The organism is Virgibacillus carmonensis (genome assembly GCF_057836705.1).
Map to the genome: position 1 here is coordinate 20778 of NZ_JBYQFJ010000012.1, position 23363 is coordinate 44140.

Below are 23363 nucleotides of genomic sequence, written 5' to 3' on the forward strand. Positions count from 1 at the left end.
GGAGGATCTTTATGGGGAAGTATAAAATTGTTGTTCAAACAACTAATAAGAAGAGAAGTGCCCAACAACAGTATAACTTAGTAAGAAGAAATAAAATGAATGCCGACATTAAGACTTACACAACAGATAGCGGGGAAGTCTATAGTGTAGAAGTCGGGCCATATTCAGAGAGGAAGCAGGTTCTTCAAGATGTTGATAAAATTAAAGGCCTTGGGATAACAAATGCCTTTATTACAAGTGCATAAGTAGCCTTATACATTTAAAATGTAACATCCTCATTATTAATATAGAATCAAAAATATACAAAAAAAATTTAGTAAGTTAGTAAAAAAGCATTCTTCCAGTATTAGTAGAAGATTGCTTTTCTATTACTGCTTCTTATCTTGAAGGAATTCTACTTTCTGCTATTTCGATTTCCAAACATGGGTTTCAGTCAGTATTATTTAACTGTTTATATAAACGCTTTGCATCATAGTCTATTCCATTTAATTGCGCAGAGCCTACTCTGGAAAGCCATGGTAATCCCAAAAAGTAAATGCCCTTCACTGGACTTTTTCCTTTATAATGGATTGGTATTTTTTGGTTATCAACGACACCAGGGATATCCGCCCAGCTATAATCAAATTGAAATCCTGTTGCCCAAATAATAGTGTCTACCTTTATTTTTGTTCCATCTTTAAAGGTAGCTTCCTGATCCTGAAAGAAAACTGTTCGTTCTTTTACGTGTACCAGCTTGTCTTCAATTTGTTTTTTCAACTCCACGCCTATTACGGGTTCAGTTTTCTGTAAATATTTTGCTAACTTTGAATCAACCGACACCTTGGAAAGAAAAGATGTATCAAGCCACCAGAATATACTGCGTCCCAATAGTTGCTTAGGGATAAACACAATATCATGTCCCGTAGAGATGTAAACGTTTCGTCTCTGTGATAATTCTGTTGCAATTTGGGCACCAGAATTACCACCACCAATCACTAACACATTTCCAGGAGAAAGTTGTGAGGGACTCTGATAATCCGAGGAGTGGAGTTGATCTACGCTTGCTGAGAGTTTCCCTTGTATTTTTGGAATAAAAGGCTTTTGAAAAGGTCCAGTTGCAATTATAATCTTATTTGCTACCCATTCTTCCTTCGATGTTACAGCCTTAAATTGGTCGTCCATTTTTTCTAGCCTCTCCACTTTGGTATCTAAGCTGACAGGGATAGAATAGTGGGTTGAATACATTTCTAAATAATTAGCTAGTTCATCTTTAGAAGGAAAACCTTTCGGATCACCGGACATGGGTAAATTCGGTAATGCACTGTATCTTCTTGGACTGAATAAAACGAGAGAATCATAGCGATTTCTCCATACGTCACCAATTCTTGTGGACGAATCAATCAATTCAAAGGTCAGATTTGTTTGTTTTAGATAATACCCCATCGCCAGTCCTGCCTGACCAGCTCCAATAACAAGAACGTCAACATATTTATTCAAATTCTTCCCCCCTTGGCAACATCTCTTAGTTTTGATAGAACCCGGAAACTTTCACACCATACCAGGCCTCAGGTAAAAAACACCATACAAAGTGCCTAGAAAATCCGTGATATTAAGCCGTTCCGTATAAAACTCTTTACTACCCATAGTACTTGGTCAAACTTTCACCTTACACTTTGCTTTGTTACAGGATTTTGATGTGTATAACAAAATATCTTACCTTCAAATCTATTAGTAGAACGACAAAAAGCTGCTACTTTTTCTGATACAGGTTGATTACATTTTGCACATCGTTCCTGCAACTTCTTTTCTACATTATCTTTTTTGGTGTTAATTCCTTTATTATGTTCTTCCCGAAGTTGACCGTCCGTAATATTAGCATCTTGAATAGCCTGATAAATGCATGAGATTTCTTCAGCTTGAATGAGTGGTGCGTTGTTTATTAATTTAAGTACAGAAATCTTTCTATTAATAAATTCTGATAACTCCACATCGTATACAATTAAATCATCGGAGTTAATTCTTCGTAATTCCACATCAATTTTAAACGTACACCGCTTTGTAAAAGAAACCATGGAAATAAAGTTATTATGAAATTTCTCATCTAGCAGAAATTGAAGTGCCTTAATGTGCCCATAATTTTGGATAAAAGGATTTAGCATTTTGAATTTACCATTTATAGACCATTGCTTTCTATCTTTTCCACCGTATATCGTTCCCTGGTAATTTTTTGTCTCAATGACAAAAATTCCATAATGAGTAACTACAACATGATCGATTTGTGAGTAACCAGTAATAGATTTTGGATTTTTTATCATGACATCTGATAAGTATTTATATTCCTTTGGAAACTGATCCAGTTGAATGTTGATTTTGTATTCTCCAATTTCACCTTTTCTAACAGCAACGTGCTGCCTACCTTTCTCTTTTGTCTGCTTTGTCTCTTTCTCATTAACTTGATTACTTTTGCTTTTCTTAAATAAATTAAATAGCATTAAATCTTCCTCATCGATAATTTGTTATGTACTATGTATATCGGCTTCCAAGTTGTAATTTGAATATTTCATACTTCGCAACATAAATATCCAATTGGCTTGTTAAATCTGTTTTCACTATTTCGATTCCACGCCCGATTATTTTGTAAGGGATTCCCCTTTAAAAGTCAGAACTTAGTAGCACACCATAAACTGCTTCGCTGGCTCATAGAGTGATTGTTTTTATGTTGACAATTAATATTTGTAGTTCTTTCGATTTCATTTTTTTCTTATTTTCACTTCTAAAGTCCTAGATAAAGGTGGTACTATCCCCTTCAATTAAATGGACAGGAAGTGATATTCTGCGGTCCTCTAAAGGCATTTGCTTATTTTTAATTTGATCAAACAGTAGCTTAACGGCCGTGACACCCTTCACCCCTACCTCCTGCTTGACCGTCGTAAGTTTTGGGATCATGTAACTAGAAAAGTAAACACCATCAAACCCGGTCACCGAATAATCACGCGGAATCTGAAAGCCTCTTTCGTTCAACCTTTTATATAAACCTAAGGCAGTGATATCTGAAAACGTAACAACGGCTGTCACCTCAGAACCTTTATCAATTATACGATCCAATGCAATATAACCACCATTCGCTGAGGTATCCGTCTCTAAGAGAAGCGATTCGTCATAACAATCGTACTGCTCCAGAGCCTCCTGATAGCCTGTCCACCGGAAATGATTGACGGAATTCGGCGTCAGAGCGCCGGACACTAACGCGATTCGTCTGTGTCCTAACTCAAGAAGGTGCTTACCAGCGAGGTATCCACCCTTCTTATCATCACTACAAACCTGATACAGATGTGGATCCTTAAGGTAACTATCGATATAAACAGTTGGAATATCGATTTCCCCCACTATTTTTACTAACGGAGATTCCTCGTGCGTTCCTACCATAATCAGGCCATCCAGGTTCCTTTGCGTAATAAAGGTGGAGAGCTCTTCCGGGGATTCGATGCCTTTTAACACGACTGCAAATTCATATTCACTAGCTTCCGATTCGATACCCGAAATGAGCTCCCAGTAAAAAGGATTATCCTGGAGCTTCCTTTCTGGTTTAGTAACGGAAATAACGACACCAAATAAGTAAGACTTTTTCGTTCGTAAATTTTTCGCTGCCAAATTTCCTTGATAATGGAATTGACTGATGATTGCTCGGACACGTTCCGCTGTCTTTTCGGAAACTCGCCCCTTCTGATTGATAACATTGGATACAGTAGCAATGGATACATTCGCTTTTTCAGCAATGAATTTTATAGTAATATTTGTTGGTAGCACGCTTTAAAACCTCCGGAATCGAACTTTATAAAATAACTCTTTTCCAATAAATAGTAGCATACATGGAGAATGTTCGGGGCCAATTTCAAATTCATTAGCCAATAAAAACACCCCTTCTGGATTTCAGAGGGGTGTCCTGTACATGTCTAGTTCTTCACTTTGATCACCACGGTAGTTAATGGTTCAATGGTAATACTGTCTTTCCCCAATTCGAAACCTGAAGGAACTTTTACTTTCTTCGTTCCTGATTCATCATCATCTACTAGAACTTTCTCTTTCGTTAGATTCTCCTCCAGGGATAATGTCCGCTGCTCACTATCAGCATTGACGAATACATAATAGGTGCCTGTCTTATCCGTGGATACATTCTTATAGCCGATGACAAGGTCAGAAGCTTGAATTTCTGGTGATCCAATCAGACTTACATTGGCATTCACCAGTTCTTGTGTTCCTAGACGAAACGCATTGGTCGATTTTCTTAACGCAATCAACCCTTTCGTATACTCCATCGTTTCTTTATGAATCCCTTCCTCGGTCACTTTGTCCCATTCGAACATGTTGATTGCATCGGAAGAATCATATGAGTCATGGATGAAATAAGGATGTTCGAACGGTTCCCCATTCTCATCCACCATATACGTAAATTTCGCTTTTGGCACACCATCCGCTTTCCATTGCTTCGTTCTTCCATACTCTTGTCCCGCATGAAGGAAAGAGATTCCTTGACTTGTCAGAATCATGGAATTCCCCAGTCGGATCCGCTGTTGAATTTCTTTTTCATGATCAGCTGGATCTTTCTTAATCGACTGAGCAATTACATCATGCAATGGCAAATTATCATGGGCTGCGATATATTGAACGATGTCACCCGGGTCATCTTCCGTCACATTACTTGGCTGGGCCTTAATATTATTGAAAATCTTGCTGATATCTCTGGCACCACCTGTGATGAATCTTGGCTCACCTTCACTGCCGAAGCCCGATTTCAATTCATTTCTGATTTCATCGGAAAAGACAGCAGCTCCGTTCGTCTCGTTCATCCAGTCTTGGTCGGCAGGAGTTACTTCGTTTTCTGCACTCCCATCTCCGACAAACGTCCGCCAGCCTTCCCCGAGTATCAAAATATCCGGATTGAGCTCTTTAGCTTCATCATAAGCTTTCTGCACACTTTGCGCATCGAGGTCTCCCATCAAATCAAAACGGAAACCGTCGACTTTGAATTCATCGACCCAATACTTGACTGAATCAACCATCAGTTTTCTAGACATATCGTGTGTTGTCCCTACTTTTCCGCCACCGTAACCGGTTTTCGTATTGCCTTCTTCATCCATGAAGTGATAATACCCTGGGACAAGATCCTCAAGTACACTGACTTTCGCCGTATGATTATAGACGACATCCAGGATGACACCCAATTTCCGTTTATGGATTTCTTTGATCAATTGTTTAAATTCTGCGATACGGGCTTCTGGATCTTGTGGTCGTTCAGAATACATTCCTGTTAATGAAAAATAACTGTGTGGATCGTAACCCCAGTTATAATTATTGTCTTGAGAAGAATACTTAAGCTCCCGAACATCATTGTTGAGCTCATTTCCGAAATAGTATTTCATGACAGGCATCAACTGAATATGGGTAACGCCAAGTTCCTTCACATAATCGAGTTTTTCACCAAAAGCCTGGAAAGTTCCGAATTGGGATTCAAGCTCTGGTCCAATCTTCGGATCAGAGGTAATATCTCTCACGTGTGCCTCCCAAATTACGGCATCCTCTCTCTTTTTGAAGCCTTTAATTTTGGCATAATCAAGCTTCGGACCGATAGAGGAAGGATCGACAATTGCCGCTTTGCCTACGGTATCCGCATCATCATCGCTTGAATAGGCCATGGATTTGGCATACGGATCAAGTGCTATATTTGTCTCACCGTAAGCCTTGATTTGATACTGATAGAAATATCCCTTCAACTGTTGAACATCTGTATTTTGTGCATCAAGCGTGACTTTCCACACGCCTTGTTTCCCTTTTGTCATAGGAATATCCTTTTTTACTACTTCATACTGATCGTTTTTATCATAGAGAATGACAGAAAGCTCTGTCGCGGTAGGTGACCACAACTTCAATGTAGCTGATCCATCCTTATTCAATGTCGCTCCAAGATCGTCCCCATCATAAGCGAAGGTCTTGTCCATCAATTCCCAGGCTAGTTGAGCTGGTGTTTCCTTGCCGTTATATACTACCGAATATGCTTTCGTTAGATCGAGCGCCTCCGAAGTGGTAAGTTCAACGACTTGACCATCGCCCTTCATCTTTTTAACAGGGACACGCTCTCCACCGGATTTCTTGACTGTGAAGTCTTCTGTCGTCAAATCCTTCTTCACATGGCTCATCCGGACGTTGATTTGATGATCACTGACAATTTCAGCATGCGTTATTTCCGTAACGATATCTGGTTGTTCTACGTACACATCTTCCTGCCCTTGGACCAACCAGAATTCTCTTTCGCCGGAACTTGGAAAACCTCTGTCTTCCGGTGTATCCTTGATATCCCCTTTATGGACGATAAAGTTGAGCCCATTTTCGATATCCACTACCGGAATATCCACGTAAACACCCCATTCGGACTTCTGGTCAAACGTTACAGGGTCTGACCAATCAACTACAAAGTCAATAGCAGGGCTTTGTTCATCCTGATTCCAGAGGTGCAACCCCCACCCTTTGTACTCTCCATCAAGACGTTTGTAATGAACTCTTACATGACCATCAGGAATTGTTGAATCGGTCACTTCTTCCGCTTGGCTCGTTAATCCCCCTGGAAACGACAGGGGAGGAAAAATACTCATAAACATAAGGATGACCAGACTGGTGCCTGTAGCGGTAAAACGTATTATTTTGTTCAAATTTTCTCCTCCTTATAATTAAAACCTGAAAAACAACTCTGCTTCACAAAACCTCCTTTATATGATTAAACGTTTAATCAAAGTGTTCAAAAAAATAGAAAGCACTTTAAATAAAACGCTTTCATCTGTTCTTCTATAAATGTAACACAATTAAGTATATTCGAATTGTCTTACTAGATAATTTTTTAAAAGGGTTCTATTTACCTAATCATTTTGACTTACAAATCCAGCCTCTTATTACTCTATACAACTGCTTCTTTCGATTATCTGTTAATCAGTTTGTTTTTTTTGTAAATATCCATAAACATTGTTAATGTGTTCAACCATGAGGGTACTTGCTTTTTCAGCATGTCCTTGTTTCATCGCATGAAGGATTTCCTTGTGAAAATTCAGTGAGTCATTCATTATTCCCGGAACAGTCGCTGCTTGTTCTTGAGCATGTTCAATTAAATTATCAATTGATTTATATAGATGATACATAACAAGGTTTTTGGAGGATTGGGCTATTGTCTCATGGAACTTTATATTTGCAGATACATATGCTTCCTGATCATTTACGTCAATCGCTAATTTCATGTGTTCAATTGTTTCCCCCATTGTAGCGAAGTCTTCCTGCGTTGCTTTATTAGTTGCTAAATACGTTAATTCTCTTTCAATGAATCTCCGGGTTTCAAAAATGTCTTCCCATTCCGCTGAAGAAAAATAGAGTTGAAACATTAAGGAATCAGTAAAGAATTTATGATGGTTACCCGATACCGCTGTTCCTTTTTGCGACTTTTCAAGTAAACCCTGAGACTCCAGAACCTTTAAAGCTTCCCGCAAAGAAGTTCGCCCTACCCCAAACATGTTCATGAGTTTTCTTTCTGGAGGGAGTTTGTCACCTTTTTTTAACTCGCCTTGTAAGATTAGTCCTTTGATCTGATTCACGATACTATCGGTAACATTTAAGCGTTTAACAGGTTCTATCATTCATTTTCACCTTTTCCTATAAGATTATTAGAATATGGTAAACTAACAAATTTTCCCCTCCATAGGAAGATGGGAGGGGAAAAGGAAGAGTATAACGTGTAATTTTGCTTATTTAGCAATTCCCTCTGCTTCAGATAAGGTATCCGTTTTATCTGGCCGCCTCTTCATAATATAGGCTCCAATTCCAACTGTGAGTAGTGCTACAACAAGTCCAATTAATACATTTTCCGTGAATCCGAGAACAATGAAACCCGCTATCGAAGAAATGCTGGATAGCAGTGCATATGGAAGCTGTGTCATCATATGATCTACAGGATGTACGGAACTTCCGATAGAGGCGAGTATCGTTGTGTCAGATAATGGCGAGCTATGTTCACCAAAAACAGTTCCAGCTAAGATTGCACCAATAACTGGTATTAAGAAGGAAATGTCTATTGCTGCAACAATTTCAGCACCTATTGGTATCATTAAACCAGCCGTTCCGAGTGTACTTCCCATTGAGTAAGACATAAACGCCGCTACAATAAAGAAGATAACTGGCAACCATGCAATTGCCATATTGCCTTCAATCAAAGAAGCTAAATATTCTCCTACCCCTAGTAAAGAAATGATTTGGGCTGTTACTAGTGCTAAAAATAGTATCGTCACACTTGGTAAAGTTGTTTTAATACCAGCCAGTATAGAAGAAGTTAAATGATTTCCTGATGTTTTTTTCATAACTAATCTTGTTATCGAAACAATATTGGCTAGCAGTCCACCATAAACAAGAGCTAAAATAATATCTGTATTTTTAAGGAGATCCATTCCTGTTACTGTTCCTTCCGTGCTAGAGATACCGATCCATATGGAAAAAATAACAGTTACTGTAATGAGCGTAAACACTGGCAACAGTAAATCAATCATCTTGCCATCATCTCTTGTCGGTAACTCACTGTCATTTTCTCCGGGTATTTTTCCTCTGGAGGTATCAACCAATACGCCTTCTTCTATTGCACGTTTTTCATCTCTGCGCATCTGACCGACATTAATGCCAAAATATGCAACAATGAACACGAGTACGACAGTGGTGATCGTATAATAGTTTGCTGGAATGGTTAATAAGAATGCTTCAAGTGCTTGATATTCGGTAATTCCATTAGAAGTTAAAACCCCACCAATGATAGAAGTAATAAAGGCTGCAAGTGCTGAAACTGGTATCAACAGAGCGATTGGCGCTGATGTCGAGTGAACCAAATAAGAAAGCTTTGAATGTGAAACACGGTGCTTGTCTGTCAGGGATCTCATTACGGTTCCGCGAAATAAGCAACTAAACGCATCATCAAACCAGGTGAAGAAACCAAGTAACATGGTTGCCATCTGGGACTGCACCCTCGTTTTTGCTTTTTTTACTCCCCACTCCGAGAAAGCATAAATGCCACCTGAAAGATAAAGTAAGGATGATAAAATCCCAATTAATATAACAAAGAGCAAGACTTTACCGTCCCCGAGAATTACGGCAGTCATCAGGTCAAAAATATTACCTACACTATCAAAAATATTCCATTGATTATACAGTAGTGCTCCTAAAAGAATGCCTACACCTAATGATAAGAATAGCCTTTTTGTTATTATAATCAACGCAATTGTCAGCACCGGCGGTATAAGTGAAAAAATTGTACCTTCCATTGATAAACCTCCTATTATTCTATAGATAGTTCAACTTGCATGTCTTCCTGTGAAAACAATGCCAGCACTAGTTACAGAAGTTTATTTCTCAATGTACGACTTTTTTCAATTTGAAAGCGCTTGCATTTTTTTAAAACTGCCACATTAAGGATCATCCGAGAACGGTGCTTTTTACCAGGTCAGCAAAGTTCTCTAAAACGGTATAGCGTTACACGAATGATCCGAAAATGGATAAGTTTTGTTAACGTACAGCAAGGCGATTAACTAATCGACCTAACCCCCCTACCTCACAAACAATTTCATCGCCTTCCTGGAGCCAATTTTTTTGTTCCATTCCGACAATGACACCCTCTGGGGTCCCCGTAAAAATTACATCTCCAGGTTCTAATGTCATGATTTGCGACAAATCACTAATCAGTTCAGCAACAGGGAAAATCATTTTACTCGTATTCGAGTTCTGACGTAACTCCCCATTTACCCAACATTTCAAATCCAAGTCTTGCGGATTCGGTACTTCGTCAGCTGTAACAAGATACGGGCCGAGTGGTGCAAATTTATCAATCGCTTTACCAAACATCCACTGACTGTTTCGGAATTGAAGGTCACGCGCAGATAAATCGTTCCCTGTAGCGTACCCAAACACATAGTCCAGTGCTTCCGCTTGCGTCACATTACTCGCTTGTTTGCCGATAACAACGACCAATTCCACTTCGTAATCTACCTGTTCGGTAACTACGGGCGGCACGATATCCTCATTATGGGCCGCGAGACTATTACAGAACTTTGGAAAATAGATCGGATCTTCTGGAACAGGTAGCTTGGCCTCTGCAACATGTGCACGATAGTTCGCTCCAGAACATAGAATCTTGCTCGGCTGTTGCACCGCTGGGGCATACTGAACGCTAGATTCTTCAATCGTTTCATTAGCCTCTGAAAGTACTTGATGAAGTTGATCCAATCCTCGTGATCCTGCTGCAATGACCTTCCCAATCGAATCGGGGGCAGGTAATCCTGCCTTTGCTGCAGATGCGCGAACATCAACTATGCCTTTTTCTGTTTTAACGCCTAATCTCACACCATCAGAAGAATTAAAGGAAATAAGTTTCATTTGTATCCACCTTCCTGGAAATTATTTTAAATCAAACCTTCTTGTACACCGAAACTTCAGAAGCAGAGGTTATTTTTACACATTCCACCTCCATTTCAATTAATATATTTTTTACTGATCATCTTGTCACGATGTTGTATGGTCTTACCACAATACTATTCATGGATTGTCTAAATAGAATAATGAAATGAAATAAGCATATACATAACCCTAAAATATCCTATATTTGTAAAGGAGAACTGATAATTTGATTAACCTGGGATTTAGAATTTTACCAGTACATACTCGCCCAGATAAAAGTATTGTTGAAAAATTTCGGAGTATTCCCACTCCCCATATCAGTGACAATCTGAATCGATTAAACGCGGGTCACGCTGACCTGCGTCCTTATCACAAAGAAGGAAAACTGGTGGGAACTGCGATAACAGTAAAAACACGACCAGGGGACAACCTAATGGTGCATAAAGCCATCGACCTTTCCATGCCGGGAGACGTAATTGTTGTAGATGCGGGTGGGGAAATGACAAATGCCATCGTTGGTGAAATCATGATGTCTTTGGCGAAACAAAAAGGGATCACTGGATTTATAATTGATGGTGCGATAAGGGATACACGTGCATTTAGTAAGGACACATTTCCTGTATATGCAAGAGGTGTAACCCATCGTGGTCCATACAAAGACGGGCCAGGTGAAATTAACGTACCAGTCTCAATAGGTGGAATGTTAGTTAATGCTGGTGACATTGTTGTTGGAGACGAAGATGGATTAGCCGTCGTTCCTGCTGAGTATGCTGAAGAAATTCTTAGGCTTGGACAAACACAACAAAATCAAGAACAAAAGATCCTGCAATCGATTGATGAGGGAAAAATTGATCGAAGTTGGGTAGATGACGTTCTAAAGGAAAAAGGATGTGAATTTGTAGATCTAGATTAAAGATCGTACTACATTTCCCCTTCCCTACCTTTTACTTTGAAGCTAAAAAAATCAACTAGTAGCGTTACCTGACTAGAAGATGGATAGTTTTGTGTTAAAATTATTGTATTGGTTAACGAAACAATTGATTGGAGAGTATTTGATGGTAACAACTGCTAAACAAAAAACAACGAAAAGTTATTGGGGATGGCTCGCTGTAATTGGCGTCTTTTTACTAACCAAAGCCAAATGGCTGTTAGTCATACTAAAATTAGGAAAGTTTGCCACTTTAGCTTCGATGTTTATATCGCTATGGGCATATGCTGTATTTTACGGGTGGAAATTTGCTATCGCACTCGTTTACTTGATATTCATTCACGAAATGGGGCACCTTGTTGCAGCTAAAATGAAAAAAATCCCAACCAGTCCCGCTATTCTCATTCCATTTTTAGGGGCAGCAATTGGAATTGATCCTAAAAAAATAGATAATGCTAAAACAGAATTTTTTGTAGCCTATGGCGGTCCTTTAGCTGGCTTATTCTCGATAGTACCAGCAATTGCTCTATATGCGATAACAGGTGATCCCTATTGGGTTCTAGTTATTCAACTAGGTGCCCTTATTAACTTATTTAACCTATTTCCTGTATCTCCACTTGATGGTGGACGGATAGTTAGTGTTTTGTCCCCGAACATATGGTTAGTCGGGCTATTAATTTTGATTCCGATTCTTTTTATCTCGCCAGACCCGATACTAATTTTAATAGTTATTTTTGGTCTAGTAACTTGGTGGAAACAATTCAAAAAGCATGCAGACATAGCAATCATGAAGCATGAGGGAAATGTTTTAACAGAAATAAATAAAGACTTTCAATCTTTTATCCAGAATTATTCAGGCGGGTCAAATGACAGTAATCATCCCGAACGTCATCTCACGGCAAATCATTTTGCTTCCTTATTTGTCAAAATAAAAGAACGAAAAGAGTCGATCAATCGTTACCTACTAGATAACTCAGGCTTCAACCTTCCGATTTTACAAGAAAAGAAACGCTTAGAAATCAAAAAAAATAAAGCAGAGAAAGAAGTATTGAGCAGTATTTTAAATGAAATGAATATTAGGGAAGATACATTAGAAGTAGATGTTGATGTTCATTTTGATTCAATTACAGCAAAGATTTACAATAAAAATGAAAATAGACTTTTGGCGATTAGAAAAGAAATAAACCGGATTAAAACCTATTATCAAACTTCCATACGGACAAAAGTTAAATCGCTAATCCTTTATTTATTATTAGCTATATTACTTGCTGCAATCCTTGTTTACGCGATGAATATATTAGAGTCAAATCCGTTATTATAAGCAGAAATGCGTATCTACTAATTGTAGATACGCATTTTTTCAGATAGTATCGAATTAAAATTTCAAACGAATTCAAACCATGTATCCAGCAACTTCTAGTTTCTAACTTTGAGGAAATCGTATTTTATAAGAATAAATGGTTATCTCTTTTTTAATGCACTCCAAAGATCTTTGACAGGCATTTCGCTCATTTCGTCAAGCATTTTATCCAATTTGCTCTTTCTCTTTAGCGAACCAGTAAGCGATATTATTATTTCCTGTTCTCTATCGATTAAGATTGAATCTACTTTTAACACATTTAATAAAAGTGCGGTAATCACAGCAATTTGTTGAGAAGAAAGGTTATAGTTTTTAAATAATTCATCCAATGAATCGTCAGAATGATTTTGATTATCTCTCTGGTTGCTATTCATGCGTTTCACCGCCCATTAAATTATGACTTCTGGAAAACCATTTCCCTCACCGTTACCTTCTTGGTCACTGCCTGATCCCAAAACAAAGCTTATAAATACAATAGTTATAACTATCAAAAGGACGTCATGTTGTAACCCATCGCTCATTACAATCACCTCAATGTATATGCGTTTTATATTAGTATAGGTTAAACACTGCATATGTGTGATTTATTTTTACAGCAACCATGAGCATAAAAGAGGCTGTTGCTTTTATTTCGAACTTTTAGGCGTTAGTAAAAGAATGGCTGCTAATCCTTATTTCAGTTTAATCGGACAATTATTACAATATCCTATCCCTTCAGCATCTTCTTCTAATTTACAATATAAGCAGCATGTTTTCCGACCAGGATGTAATTGCAGTTCTTCCCCTATTTTCAAATATGGCCTTATAGGATTTTCCCTTAACTCAAACACATCACCAGGTGCATTTTTCAAGAAATTAAAATCATTGTGTAACCGTTTAATTTGAACCTGATTCAGTTCCTTGGCCAGCATTTTCCTGTAGATGGAATTAATTCGAACAGCTACATTCTCCCAAAGTATTGTAGATGGAACACGGGACGATATCTTCAGAACGTCTAAAACTGGTGTAATATGGGAAGAGAAAAGACCACGCAACACATCTTTATTCCATTGATTTCTTGCGGTATTCTTTACTTCATGCCATTCACACATTTCTGCTTTAATATACAATTTACGGTCATTACTTAATGTGCAGGCTTCGACTGGCAAATGCAGAACGCTGTTGAATTTAATCATCGTAAATAAAGTTGATGACACAGCTAAAAAAGCATATCGTTTAGCAAGCATTGACGCCGTTACTGATACATTCGGTGCTTTTATCTCATTCATTTGTTCCTGTAAATAGGATATACATTTTTCTCTATTCAATAAATCGGTTATCGCAATCCCCTCAGAAAAGTTGGAATCTATATGTATATCAAAGGTTTTCAATTGATTTATCATTTTCAACACCCCATCACATATTGCGATTTCTGTATAATAAATAAATGAAAAATGGAGCACCTATACCAGAGACAAAAACACCTGCAGGGAGATCTAGAGGTAAAAAGGCTGTTCTGGCAACAACATCTGCCAAAATAACGATTATGCCACCTACTAGCGCTGACACTGGTACTAAACTGCCAAATGACTGTCCAACAAGTTTCTTGGCAATATGAGGTGCAATTAATCCTATAAATCCAATTCCACCAGCAAATGCTACAGCAGATCCTGCCAAGGCAACACTTACAAAAAGCAAAGCAAATCGATTTAACTGAACCCTCGACCCCAAGCCTGTAGCCACTTGATCTCCCAGTTCCTGTACATTTACTGACCGGGTGAAAAATAGGCAAAGTGGAACAAAAATTAGAACCCATGGCAGCATCGACAACACATTATCCCAACTTGCTCCATAAACACTTCCTGTTAACCAGATATACGCTTTACTTGTGGAGTAGGTGGGATTTAAAACAATCATCATGGTCACAAGTGCCCCCATTCCTGCTTCAATCCCAATACCAATAAGTACAATTCGAATCGGTGTAACACCTTTTTTCCATGCTAGAAGGTAAATGATCAAAGAAACTATTCCAGCACCTAAGATGGCGGCAAATGGAAGCCACTTAATACTGATTGCTGAAAAGAAGGTAATAAAAGCCACGGCAGCAACTGAAGCTCCACCGGTTATCCCAATTATATCGGGGGAAGCTAACGGGTTCCGGATGATTCCTTGTAAAATGAGACCTGAAACACCTAATGCAATGCCGACCAGTAAAGAGAGCAGCAATCTTGGAAGCCTAAGCGTGTCAATTACAAAGGCGTGCTCCCCATTTCCAATCCCGAGTAAATGTTGAACAACTTCTGCTGGGTTGATTATCGAACTCCCAATGGATAGCCCCATAATAAATACAATAAATAATAGACAAACTAATACGAAAGATACCATAAGGGATTTTTTTTCAATCAAAAAAGAAATCGAGCCAGACCGGTTTCGTACAGCAATATATTTCTTCATTCTTTGTCAAACCCCCTGCGTGCAATATAAATAAAGAATGGTACGCCCATTAAAGCAGTCATGACACCAATCGGCATTTCTTCAGGCATAATGACAAACCTTGCCGCTACATCAGCGAGCAATAACAAGCTCGAACCAAATAGTGCACAATAAGGGATTACCCACCGATAATCGAAACCCACAAGAGAGCGAACAATATGGGGAACGATTAAACCAATAAAGCCAATGGATCCACCAACAGCTACAGAACCGCCTGCTAATATAACGATTACAATTCCCATTACAACTTTAAGCCATACGATTCGCTGACCCAAACCCTTTGCCACTTCTTCGCCAGATATCAAAATATTTATTGGATAACCCAAAAACAATGATACGATACCTGCACCTATCATGTACGGCAGTATCGGCATAAGCATATCCATGCTTCTCCCTGATACGGATCCGGCAAGCCAAAATAAGATCCCTTCCAGACTTTGTTCATTCAGTACTAACAATCCTTGCGTAAACGAACTAAAAAAAGCTGTGATGGCAGCTCCTGCTAGTACAATTTTTATTGGAGTTAAACCATTTCTCCCCATCGAACCTAGAATAAAAACCATTATAGCTGCAACCCCTGCCCCTAAAAACGCAAACCACATAAAATGAGTCATGGATTGAACGGAAAGAAAAACGGATGCAAATACAACAAAAAATAGAGCACCGGAATTAACTCCGAAAATACCTGGGGATGCTAGTGGGTTTCTTGTTAACGCCTGCATGAGTGCACCAGCAATTGCAAGAGCTGTTCCTATTACTGTAGCGATGACAGCTCTTGAAATTCGTGTAGTAGTAATAACGATATGTTCCGTTGAAGATTCATCAAAATGGACAAAAGCCTCGATTGCAGTCCCAATCGAGGTCGGTGTCTGTCCCAACACAATACTGGCGATAAAAGAAAAAGTAAAAATAAAAACACCAATTACAAAACCAACGATTTTAAGTGATGTATTTGAAAATAAATGTGTCATTCTCTCACACTTTCAGTATTTTATATGTTAAGAAAAGCGCAAGTGCCTTGGTCAGCCCCGACAAGTTTAAGACGAATCTCTTAGTGATGGTTTTTATCACAAAGAGATTTGACTTAAAACCTCGAGGGGCTAGGCGCTGGAGCTAGACAGATAAACGCCAAAACTTATACTCCTTGTCTAAGAAAAAAGGGAATTGAAACCCTTTTTGTTGTTTACTCTTTTTCTAAACCAAAATGCTTATAGATCTGATCTAACATATTGTTGGCAGCAATATAACCGCCGCCCATATTCCATGCAACATCATCGACCATATAGGCACGATCATTTTTAACAGCATCTAGATTTTTCCATAACGGGTGATTCGTCCATTCTTGATAATTCTTTTCTATTGCTTCAGCACTAGTATCATCAGAATTAAAAATAAAGAATACATCCGCATTCATGGATGGAATACTTTCCTTACTTGTTAATTTGAGTACCACATTACCTTTTTCCGCTTCTTTTTGTTGTGATTCCGGTCGTACAAACCCAAGTTCTTTTAATATGCCTCCAGCGAAACCAGTTATATAAATACGCGCATGATCTGCTCTGAAGTTAAGAACCGATACTTCTATCGGCCATTTATCGCCCAATTTAGCAGGGATTTTTTCTTTAAAATCTGCTACTCGTTTATCCCAATCAGAACGAAGCTGGTCTGCTTTTCCCTCTTTGTTCATTGCTTTTCCCATCAATTCAGCCGTCCCTTTAAAATCAAAAACTGTCTCGTGTACAACGGTTGGTGCAATTTTAGACAATTTTTCATAAACCTTTTCATGACGAATTTTAGAAGCAATAATCAAATCCGGTTTAAGCTTTGAAATTTCCTCCAGATTTGGCTGCGTTTCTAAACCAACATGCTGAACACCTTCCAAGTCATCCCTTAGATATTTATACATTGGTTGTTCAACCCATGAGTCAACAACCCCTACTGGCGTAACCCCTAAGGCAATTGCAACATCAGTTGCCCCTTGGTATAAGGTAACAACCCGTTTTGGTGTTCCTTTAACTGTTGTTGTACCCATCGCATGTTTTATTTCACGAACGTTATCTGATTCCGAACCTTGCTCCGTTCCCTCGCTATCACCAGATTGCTCTTCCGTTTTCTGATTCCCGCATCCCGCCAAAATAAGAACAAAAGATGCAATGATTGCGAGAAAATAATATGTATATTTCTTTCCTGCTGAAAACGTAACTCTAGACATACAATACCTCCACTGTGAAAATTTAATTTGATAACGATAATCATTATCATTTATGAATTATATACTAATACACCTCTGAAATCAATAGCTAAATGGAGTACTGTTACGTTTTCATTTTGTACGCTAACCGAATTTTAACCGAAAAAAAGTCGATTTCCTGTAGTTAAGGAACCGACTTTTTTAGGTGGCTTATTCAACTGAAGTGCCCGTTTCCAGCAGAAACGCACTCATTAATAAAACAAAGATAGTCAACTATTTTTTCTTTCGTTTAGAGCCACCGTAAATTCCAAGGAAAATAACGAAGATTGCGATCAATATAGATAAACTCATGGCTCTTTGACATCTCCTTCGATAAACAAGTACTGATACTTTTTACGAATCAATCGTCCTTACCCTCGAACTAAAGCGTTTTTGAGTGTGGTTACTGTCTAAGAAAAGTTATTTAGAGATTATATCCTGAATCAAGTTTTGGTCGATAAAGGGCATGATTGGAATAATTTCATTCATTCCCTTTTTAGAAATGGCATCTAAGGCAAGTTCATTTAGAAGCTCTTTCTTCATAAATGGGGCTATGGATACAATTGATTGAATCCCGTTTAATTCATAACTTTTTTTAACACATACACTTAATACATCTCCACTTATAGAATGCGCCATAGATGATAAAGCAGCCAAACCGTTTGACTCAAATTCCTTCCTAGCACCCTCATCAATGACCTCTTGACTGATAAACGGTGCTATAGATGTTAGACCATCCAAACCATTTACGTCAAGCTCCTTCCTAGCACTTTCGTTAATGACTGCTTTGCTGATAAACGGTGCCATGGTCATTAAGCCTTCTAAACCATTTGAATCAAGTTCCTTCTCAGCACTTTCATCAATGATCGCTTGACTGATAAACGGTGCCACAGATGTTAAGGCATTCAAACCATTTAACTCAAATTCCTTTTTTGCACACGAATCAAGAATTTCTTGGCTTATATACGGTGCTATGCTCGACAATCCTTTTAGACCGCTTACCTCAATTTTTTTCTTTACTAATGTATCAATCAAATCCTGACTAATGTATGGTGCTATTAATGATATGTCTTTTGTAGAAATCTCCCCTTGTATATTTTGATAAACCATGTCTGCTTGGTCTAAAGTAAGAATGGGCGCCACATTTATAAATTCTTCCTTGTCGATTGGCTTTGATTCCACTAGTGGCTCATTTTTCACTAGACTTTTTACTAATTGTGTCCCTTTACTTTTGTTTAAAATGTCGTCAATACTGACATGAAATATCCTTGCAAGTTCAGGGAGTTTAGAGATGTCTGGCATTGTTTCACCACGCTCCCAGTTACTAATAGCTTGAAAGCTAACCCCTAGACGATCTGCCAACACCATCTGTGTAATTTTATTTTCCTTTCTTAACTGCGCTATTTGTTTCCCTACTTTTTTCATATCGAACAAAACGCTCACCTCTTTTATTAGTATAATGTAAGTGTAGCTTTTCCATGTAGGTATTCCTATCAAGTATTACTTGAGTTTACGAATTAACTAATTCAAGTATAAGTTGAGTTGTTGCTGTACGGTTGATCGGACTTATTATGTAGGGGAAGAGGTAAACTAGATCACCAGCAATGGCGATTTAGTTTACCTTTTGCTGTAATACTACCTTACTTACGTCTAAAGCAATAACCTTTGTAGTGAACCTACCTCTCTATCCCTCGTTGTCGCAACTTTTTCAATTCTCTACTCTTGTTCTAGCAGAAAACGTATACCAATTATTGCAATCCCACAAATTACATATTATTTTTACTTTTCATGTTTTATCCCTAAAAAAACTAATCTCCGCCCTAACACCCTCACCAATCTCAAGAATCCCATACGAATAATACGGCAGCTTCCGCTTTTCGGTTGGAGATCCCGGGTTCATTAACAGTACATTTTTAAAATACCGTATCAGCGGAATGTGTGAGTGGCCAAAAATGATGACGTCCACTTCTTGTTCCTCAAACGCTTCTAATGCTCGTTTTTCCGTTGTCTTTTTCTTGCCATGTCCATGAACAATTCCTATTTTGTGCCCATTTGCCTCCACGATTTGCTGCAAAGGAAATTGTTCTTTTATCTCATCTGAATCGACATTTCCATAGACTCCTTTTACATCTGCGTAATGTGACAGTGATCTGTATACCCCCATCGACTTCCAATCACCGGCGTGAATAATAAGGTCAGCCGTTTTACATGACTCCACAAGACTAGCCGGGAGTTCCCTGCCTTTATCCGATAGATGGGTGTCTGCTGTTACAACGACTCTCACCTGCACCGCTCCCTTTCATCGTCCAATCATACCCTACTACTTAACTACTTTCATCCCTTCTACTTAGAATATCCTTGATCATTTCGATATGAAACGCTGCCCATGCCTTTTCTTTAAAATGAAAAATGACACTGATAGTTAGAAGAAAAAGGTATAGAAAAATAAAAATCATCCAAAGCAAACCACCATATTTAAATAAAACGTCTCGAATTTCGTCTGAAATTAAAAATAATAGCCAGGGAATTGACGTGACAAAGATAGGAATAATGCCCATCCCGTTTCGTTCTTTAATCATTCGATAATGGACTAATTGGAGAGTTTTGCTGTCAAGGGATTCATAGAAGGATTTGATTTCAGCTGTCTCTTTAAGCTCTTTGTTGGACTGAATATTTTTTTGTCCTTTTAATGTGAGAAATAACTTATGTGCATCTCCACGAAAAGAAAACATGCCGTCCCTCCTTTTGATTTATCATACAATTGTTTACTTCATATAGGAGATACATACATCAATCAAAGGACTGTTCGAGTTCAAAATGTTTTTTTATGGTCATTAGCACAGAGACATAATTCATCACTCCAGCCTTTACCCAAACCACAAATTTTGTCATCTCCCCAAATAAAGTTTAAAATGACCTTGAAAGGGGTTTATCTATGCACACTACTTACAATCTACCGGAAAATATAATCGAAATTTTAAATACAAACCAGCGAGAAAACGATGACACATTTCAAGAGTTAATCCGACAAGGCGGCTATCTTCCTCCTCATATAGATTTATTAATCGATGCGATTTCAGCACTTAGCATGGGGAAAAACATTTTACTCAAAGGTCCTACAGGGGCTGGTAAGACTAAGTTCGCTGAAACACTATCTAATTTGTTCAATCAACCAATGTTTAGTGTCAATTGCTCGGTGGATTTGGATGCGGAAAGCTTACTGGGTTTTAAGACGTTAGCATATGAAGCAGAAAAACAACAGATTGAATTTGTACCAGGGCCCGTGACAAGTGCCATGAATGATGGAACTTTTCTCTATATTGATGAAATAAATATGGCCAAGCCAGAAACGTTACCACTCATTAACGGCGTACTTGACTACCGAAGAACGATCACCAACCCATTTACAAACGAAATCGTTACGGCAAAAGATGGTTTTAATGTTATTGCCGCGATCAACGAAGGTTATGTTGGTACAGTCCCATTGAATGAGGCATTAAAAAACCGTTTTATTGTCATTGATGTTCCGTATATTGAAGGCGAACAATTAAAGGAATTGATCCAGTCGAATACACGGTTAACAAACAAAACAACAATCGATTTATTTGTTACTTTGTCCACTGACCTCATCCGTGCTGTTTCTCAAGGAAAACTATCCGAAGACGCGGCATCCATTCGCGCGTTGCTTGACGCGTGTGATCTGAGTGTTATCATTCCGCCGAAACGGGCAATTCTACGATCAATCGTAGACAAACTGGATGAAGAACGAGAAAGAGAATTTGTGCAAAACTTAGCAGACACCCTGTTTTAAATCGAAAAGCGGAGCGGGCTTGGTAAAGACGCAAGCATAGTCAAAAGACCGTAGAGCACATGCTCTTAGTTCTTGGAGTGTCTATTGACTATGCTTGCGAGTCTCTCGCCCACCAGCTAGACGGGAAAGGCTACAGCTATAAAGAAAGGAGGATGCTGGATGAAATATAACCGCTGGGATGATTCCAAGGTAGATACAAATCTTTTTCTGCAATTACAGGACTTAGCGACTATATTGTCGGATATGCCGGATTTAAAATTCGAATACACCTATGGGTCATTTATTGATCTCATTGATGAAAAGGTGACAGGCAGTCATTTTTGGGATGTGGTGGATGAAGCGATTAAGGAACCCGGGTATAAAACGGATGTGTTTTTGCGTACGATTGGAACATTGTATTATTCCCATCTCCCCTCTATGAAAGCCTATTTGGAAAAGACAAACGAATCAGCCATACCAAAATTTGCTGCTCAACTCATTACCTTACTGGAAGATCTGCGCCTGGAAGAAATCATCGTACATGATAGACCAGGTACAAAAAAAGACTTTGCTGTTCGGAGAAAGTACCTAAAGCACTATTTTGAAACCCGATTAGCTTCGAACGTGACAAGAAGTTATCCACTTGATGAATTGTTTTGTCTCATCTATCTGTTACTACAGTCAGATCAGCCAGATCCTACCTTTTCGAGAGTGAATGAGCACCAGCTTATCCATCTGGAAGGATTAAAACCGCTCCTTTATGCCTCTTTTGAAGCGAGGAGCACGAGGGACATGACTAAGATTGCCGAGCAAATCGTGTTTCAATTAGAGGAACATTATAGAGACATGTTAAATAACTATTTTACATTCCCAATTTCACACATAGAAAGTTATGCCATGAACACATTATTCGATGAATTAACCAGGACAGATGATCTGGCAAACGATGACAAAGAAGACGTGGATCAAGAGAATAACGAGTATATGGATGAACAATTATCCTCGTGGCACCGGGAAAATCAAAACAGTGACAGAAAGCAAACCTTTTTGCAGTTTGAGTTAGAGGTTGGCACGAAAACAAACATCATGGGTGGCGGAACCAGAGAAACCGAAGATGCTGATCAAGCCATGGGAACCATTCAAGGAGCTTCAGGACAAAGTGAGAAAAATGACTATTCGGAAGCCGATTCGTTGGAGAAACAAGGGACAACACAGGGAAAACAAACAACCGAGCCTATCTATGGCGAGGAAAATAAAGATGCAGTCGCGATCACAAAGAAAGCTACGTCAGCATCAAAAGAAAATGAACGGGCTTACCAAAACGCTGTCAGTTCGATTGAAACCCACAAACGAAAGCTTGCATCCACAATTGAAAAAGTATTGGAACACAAAAAGAATGACCCGCGGCGAGATTTAATCATTGGTCGGTTATCAAAAAAATTGCTGCCCGTTATTATGGACGAAAACCCAAGGGTATTTTACAAGAAAAACCTGGAATCAAACAACATCGATGCCGTTTTCACCTTACTTGTAGACTGTTCTGCTTCGATGCATAATAAAATGGATGAAACAAAACGAGGGATTGTTCTGTTCCATGAAGTGTTAAATCAGCTTAAAATCCCCCACTCCATCGTCGGTTTTTGGGAGGATGCAAATGATGTGCGGGACAACTATCAACCAAATTATTTTCACGTCATCCACTCCCACACGGATTCTCTTTATCAAAACGCGGGAGCCAAAATCATGCAGCTTGAGCCTGAAGAAGACAACCGGGATGGCTTTAGCATACGGGTCATGACAAAGGAGTTAGCAGCCAGAAGGGAAAAACACAAATTCCTGCTCGTATTTTCAGACGGAGAACCGGCTGCTATGAATTATGATCAAAATGGCATTATCGATACAAACGTTGCTGTAACGGAAGCGCGCAAAAAAGGCATCGATGTCATTGGGATGTTTTTAGCAGATGGAGAGATCGACGAAAGAGAAGATCTTACGATGAAAAATATTTATGGGAAAGAACGCTTAATGATTCCAAGTGTTGATGAGCTACCTGAGCACTTCGCACCGCTTTTGAAAAAGTTGTTGTTGCGGACGATTTAGCTATAAAAAACTAACATCATTACTCGATGTTAGTTTT

Annotated in this window: 21 protein-coding genes; 5 read left to right on the forward strand and 16 right to left on the reverse strand. The window is 38.7% G+C overall.

The annotated features are described in order from the left end of the window. The first annotated feature begins 11 nt into the window (after positions 1–11). The gene (locus AC3G7N_RS11230) at positions 12–245 is read left to right on the forward strand and encodes an SPOR domain-containing protein (RefSeq protein ID WP_489422243.1); all 234 of its coding nucleotides are present in this window, start codon (positions 12–14) and stop codon (positions 243–245) included. Between the two features lie 184 nt (positions 246–429). Here the strand turns inward: AC3G7N_RS11230 and AC3G7N_RS11235 are convergent, their stop codons facing one another. The 7 genes from AC3G7N_RS11235 to AC3G7N_RS11265 form a co-directional block, all read right to left on the reverse strand. Next, positions 430–1476 carry a flavin-containing monooxygenase gene (locus tag AC3G7N_RS11235; RefSeq protein ID WP_489422244.1) on the reverse strand — a complete coding sequence of 349 codons (1047 nt, stop codon included), beginning with the start codon at positions 1474–1476 and terminating at the stop codon, positions 430–432. A 164-nt stretch (positions 1477–1640) separates the two neighbouring features. Beyond that, positions 1641–2471, reverse strand: a complete 831-nt coding sequence (locus AC3G7N_RS11240; protein WP_489422245.1) for a nuclease-related domain-containing protein — start codon at positions 2469–2471, stop codon at positions 1641–1643. A 289-nt stretch (positions 2472–2760) separates the two neighbouring features. Beyond that, positions 2761–3786: a LacI family DNA-binding transcriptional regulator gene (locus AC3G7N_RS11245; RefSeq protein ID WP_489422246.1), complete on the reverse strand. Its 1026-nt coding sequence runs from the start codon at positions 3784–3786 to the stop codon at positions 2761–2763. 146 nt (positions 3787–3932) lie between these two features. Next, the gene (locus AC3G7N_RS11250; protein WP_489422311.1) at positions 3933–6632 is read right to left on the reverse strand and encodes a pullulanase; all 2700 of its coding nucleotides are present in this window, start codon (positions 6630–6632) and stop codon (positions 3933–3935) included. 321 nt (positions 6633–6953) lie between these two features. Next, entirely contained in the window at positions 6954–7652 is a 699-nt protein-coding gene (locus AC3G7N_RS11255; RefSeq protein WP_489422247.1) for a FadR/GntR family transcriptional regulator, read from the reverse strand. A 108-nt stretch (positions 7653–7760) separates the two neighbouring features. Continuing rightward, on the reverse strand, positions 7761–9317 hold the full coding sequence (locus AC3G7N_RS11260; protein WP_489422248.1) for a Na+/H+ antiporter NhaC family protein: 1557 nt from the start codon (positions 9315–9317) through the stop codon (positions 7761–7763). Positions 9318–9558: 241 nt separating this feature from the next. Continuing rightward, on the reverse strand, positions 9559–10425 hold the full coding sequence (locus AC3G7N_RS11265) for a fumarylacetoacetate hydrolase family protein (protein ID WP_489422249.1): 867 nt from the start codon (positions 10423–10425) through the stop codon (positions 9559–9561). Between the two features lie 247 nt (positions 10426–10672). Between AC3G7N_RS11265 and AC3G7N_RS11270 the strand changes: the two genes are divergently transcribed. Next, on the forward strand, positions 10673–11359 hold the full coding sequence (locus AC3G7N_RS11270) for an RraA family protein (RefSeq protein WP_489422250.1): 687 nt from the start codon (positions 10673–10675) through the stop codon (positions 11357–11359). A gap of 91 nt (positions 11360–11450) precedes the next feature. Next, on the forward strand, positions 11451–12695 hold the full coding sequence (locus AC3G7N_RS11275) for a site-2 protease family protein (protein ID WP_489422251.1): 1245 nt from the start codon (positions 11451–11453) through the stop codon (positions 12693–12695). 140 nt (positions 12696–12835) lie between these two features. Here the strand turns inward: AC3G7N_RS11275 and AC3G7N_RS11280 are convergent, their stop codons facing one another. From AC3G7N_RS11280 to AC3G7N_RS11320, 9 genes are all read right to left on the reverse strand, one after another. Continuing rightward, positions 12836–13108: a hypothetical protein gene (locus AC3G7N_RS11280; RefSeq protein ID WP_489422252.1), complete on the reverse strand. Its 273-nt coding sequence runs from the start codon at positions 13106–13108 to the stop codon at positions 12836–12838. A gap of 15 nt (positions 13109–13123) precedes the next feature. Further along, on the reverse strand, positions 13124–13255 hold the full coding sequence (locus tag AC3G7N_RS11285; protein ID WP_489422253.1) for a hypothetical protein: 132 nt from the start codon (positions 13253–13255) through the stop codon (positions 13124–13126). 150 nt (positions 13256–13405) lie between these two features. Continuing rightward, positions 13406–14116 carry an IucA/IucC family C-terminal-domain containing protein gene (locus AC3G7N_RS11290; RefSeq protein ID WP_489422254.1) on the reverse strand — a complete coding sequence of 237 codons (711 nt, stop codon included), beginning with the start codon at positions 14114–14116 and terminating at the stop codon, positions 13406–13408. A gap of 13 nt (positions 14117–14129) precedes the next feature. After that, complete coding sequence (locus AC3G7N_RS11295) at positions 14130–15167, reverse strand: FecCD family ABC transporter permease (RefSeq protein WP_489422255.1); 1038 nt, start codon at positions 15165–15167, stop codon at positions 14130–14132. Continuing rightward, entirely contained in the window at positions 15164–16177 is a 1014-nt protein-coding gene (locus AC3G7N_RS11300; protein WP_489422256.1) for a FecCD family ABC transporter permease, read from the reverse strand. Before AC3G7N_RS11300 ends, AC3G7N_RS11295 begins: the two co-directional genes overlap by 4 nt. Before the next feature lie 212 nt (positions 16178–16389). Further along, positions 16390–17418: an ABC transporter substrate-binding protein gene (locus tag AC3G7N_RS11305; protein ID WP_489422257.1), complete on the reverse strand. Its 1029-nt coding sequence runs from the start codon at positions 17416–17418 to the stop codon at positions 16390–16392. 438 nt (positions 17419–17856) lie between these two features. Further along, entirely contained in the window at positions 17857–18861 is a 1005-nt protein-coding gene (locus AC3G7N_RS11310) for a helix-turn-helix domain-containing protein (RefSeq protein ID WP_489422312.1), read from the reverse strand. 361 nt (positions 18862–19222) lie between these two features. Beyond that, positions 19223–19720: a metallophosphoesterase family protein gene (locus tag AC3G7N_RS11315; protein ID WP_489422258.1), complete on the reverse strand. Its 498-nt coding sequence runs from the start codon at positions 19718–19720 to the stop codon at positions 19223–19225. A 40-nt stretch (positions 19721–19760) separates the two neighbouring features. Further along, positions 19761–20168 carry a hypothetical protein gene (locus AC3G7N_RS11320; protein WP_489422259.1) on the reverse strand — a complete coding sequence of 136 codons (408 nt, stop codon included), beginning with the start codon at positions 20166–20168 and terminating at the stop codon, positions 19761–19763. Between the two features lie 203 nt (positions 20169–20371). Between AC3G7N_RS11320 and AC3G7N_RS11325 the strand changes: the two genes are divergently transcribed. Both AC3G7N_RS11325 and AC3G7N_RS11330 read left to right on the forward strand, forming a co-directional pair. Then, on the forward strand, positions 20372–21247 hold the full coding sequence (locus AC3G7N_RS11325) for an ATP-binding protein (RefSeq protein WP_489422260.1): 876 nt from the start codon (positions 20372–20374) through the stop codon (positions 21245–21247). Positions 21248–21406: 159 nt separating this feature from the next. Next, on the forward strand, positions 21407–23326 hold the full coding sequence (locus AC3G7N_RS11330) for a vWA domain-containing protein (RefSeq protein WP_489422261.1): 1920 nt from the start codon (positions 21407–21409) through the stop codon (positions 23324–23326). The last annotated feature ends 37 nt before the right edge of the window (positions 23327–23363 follow it).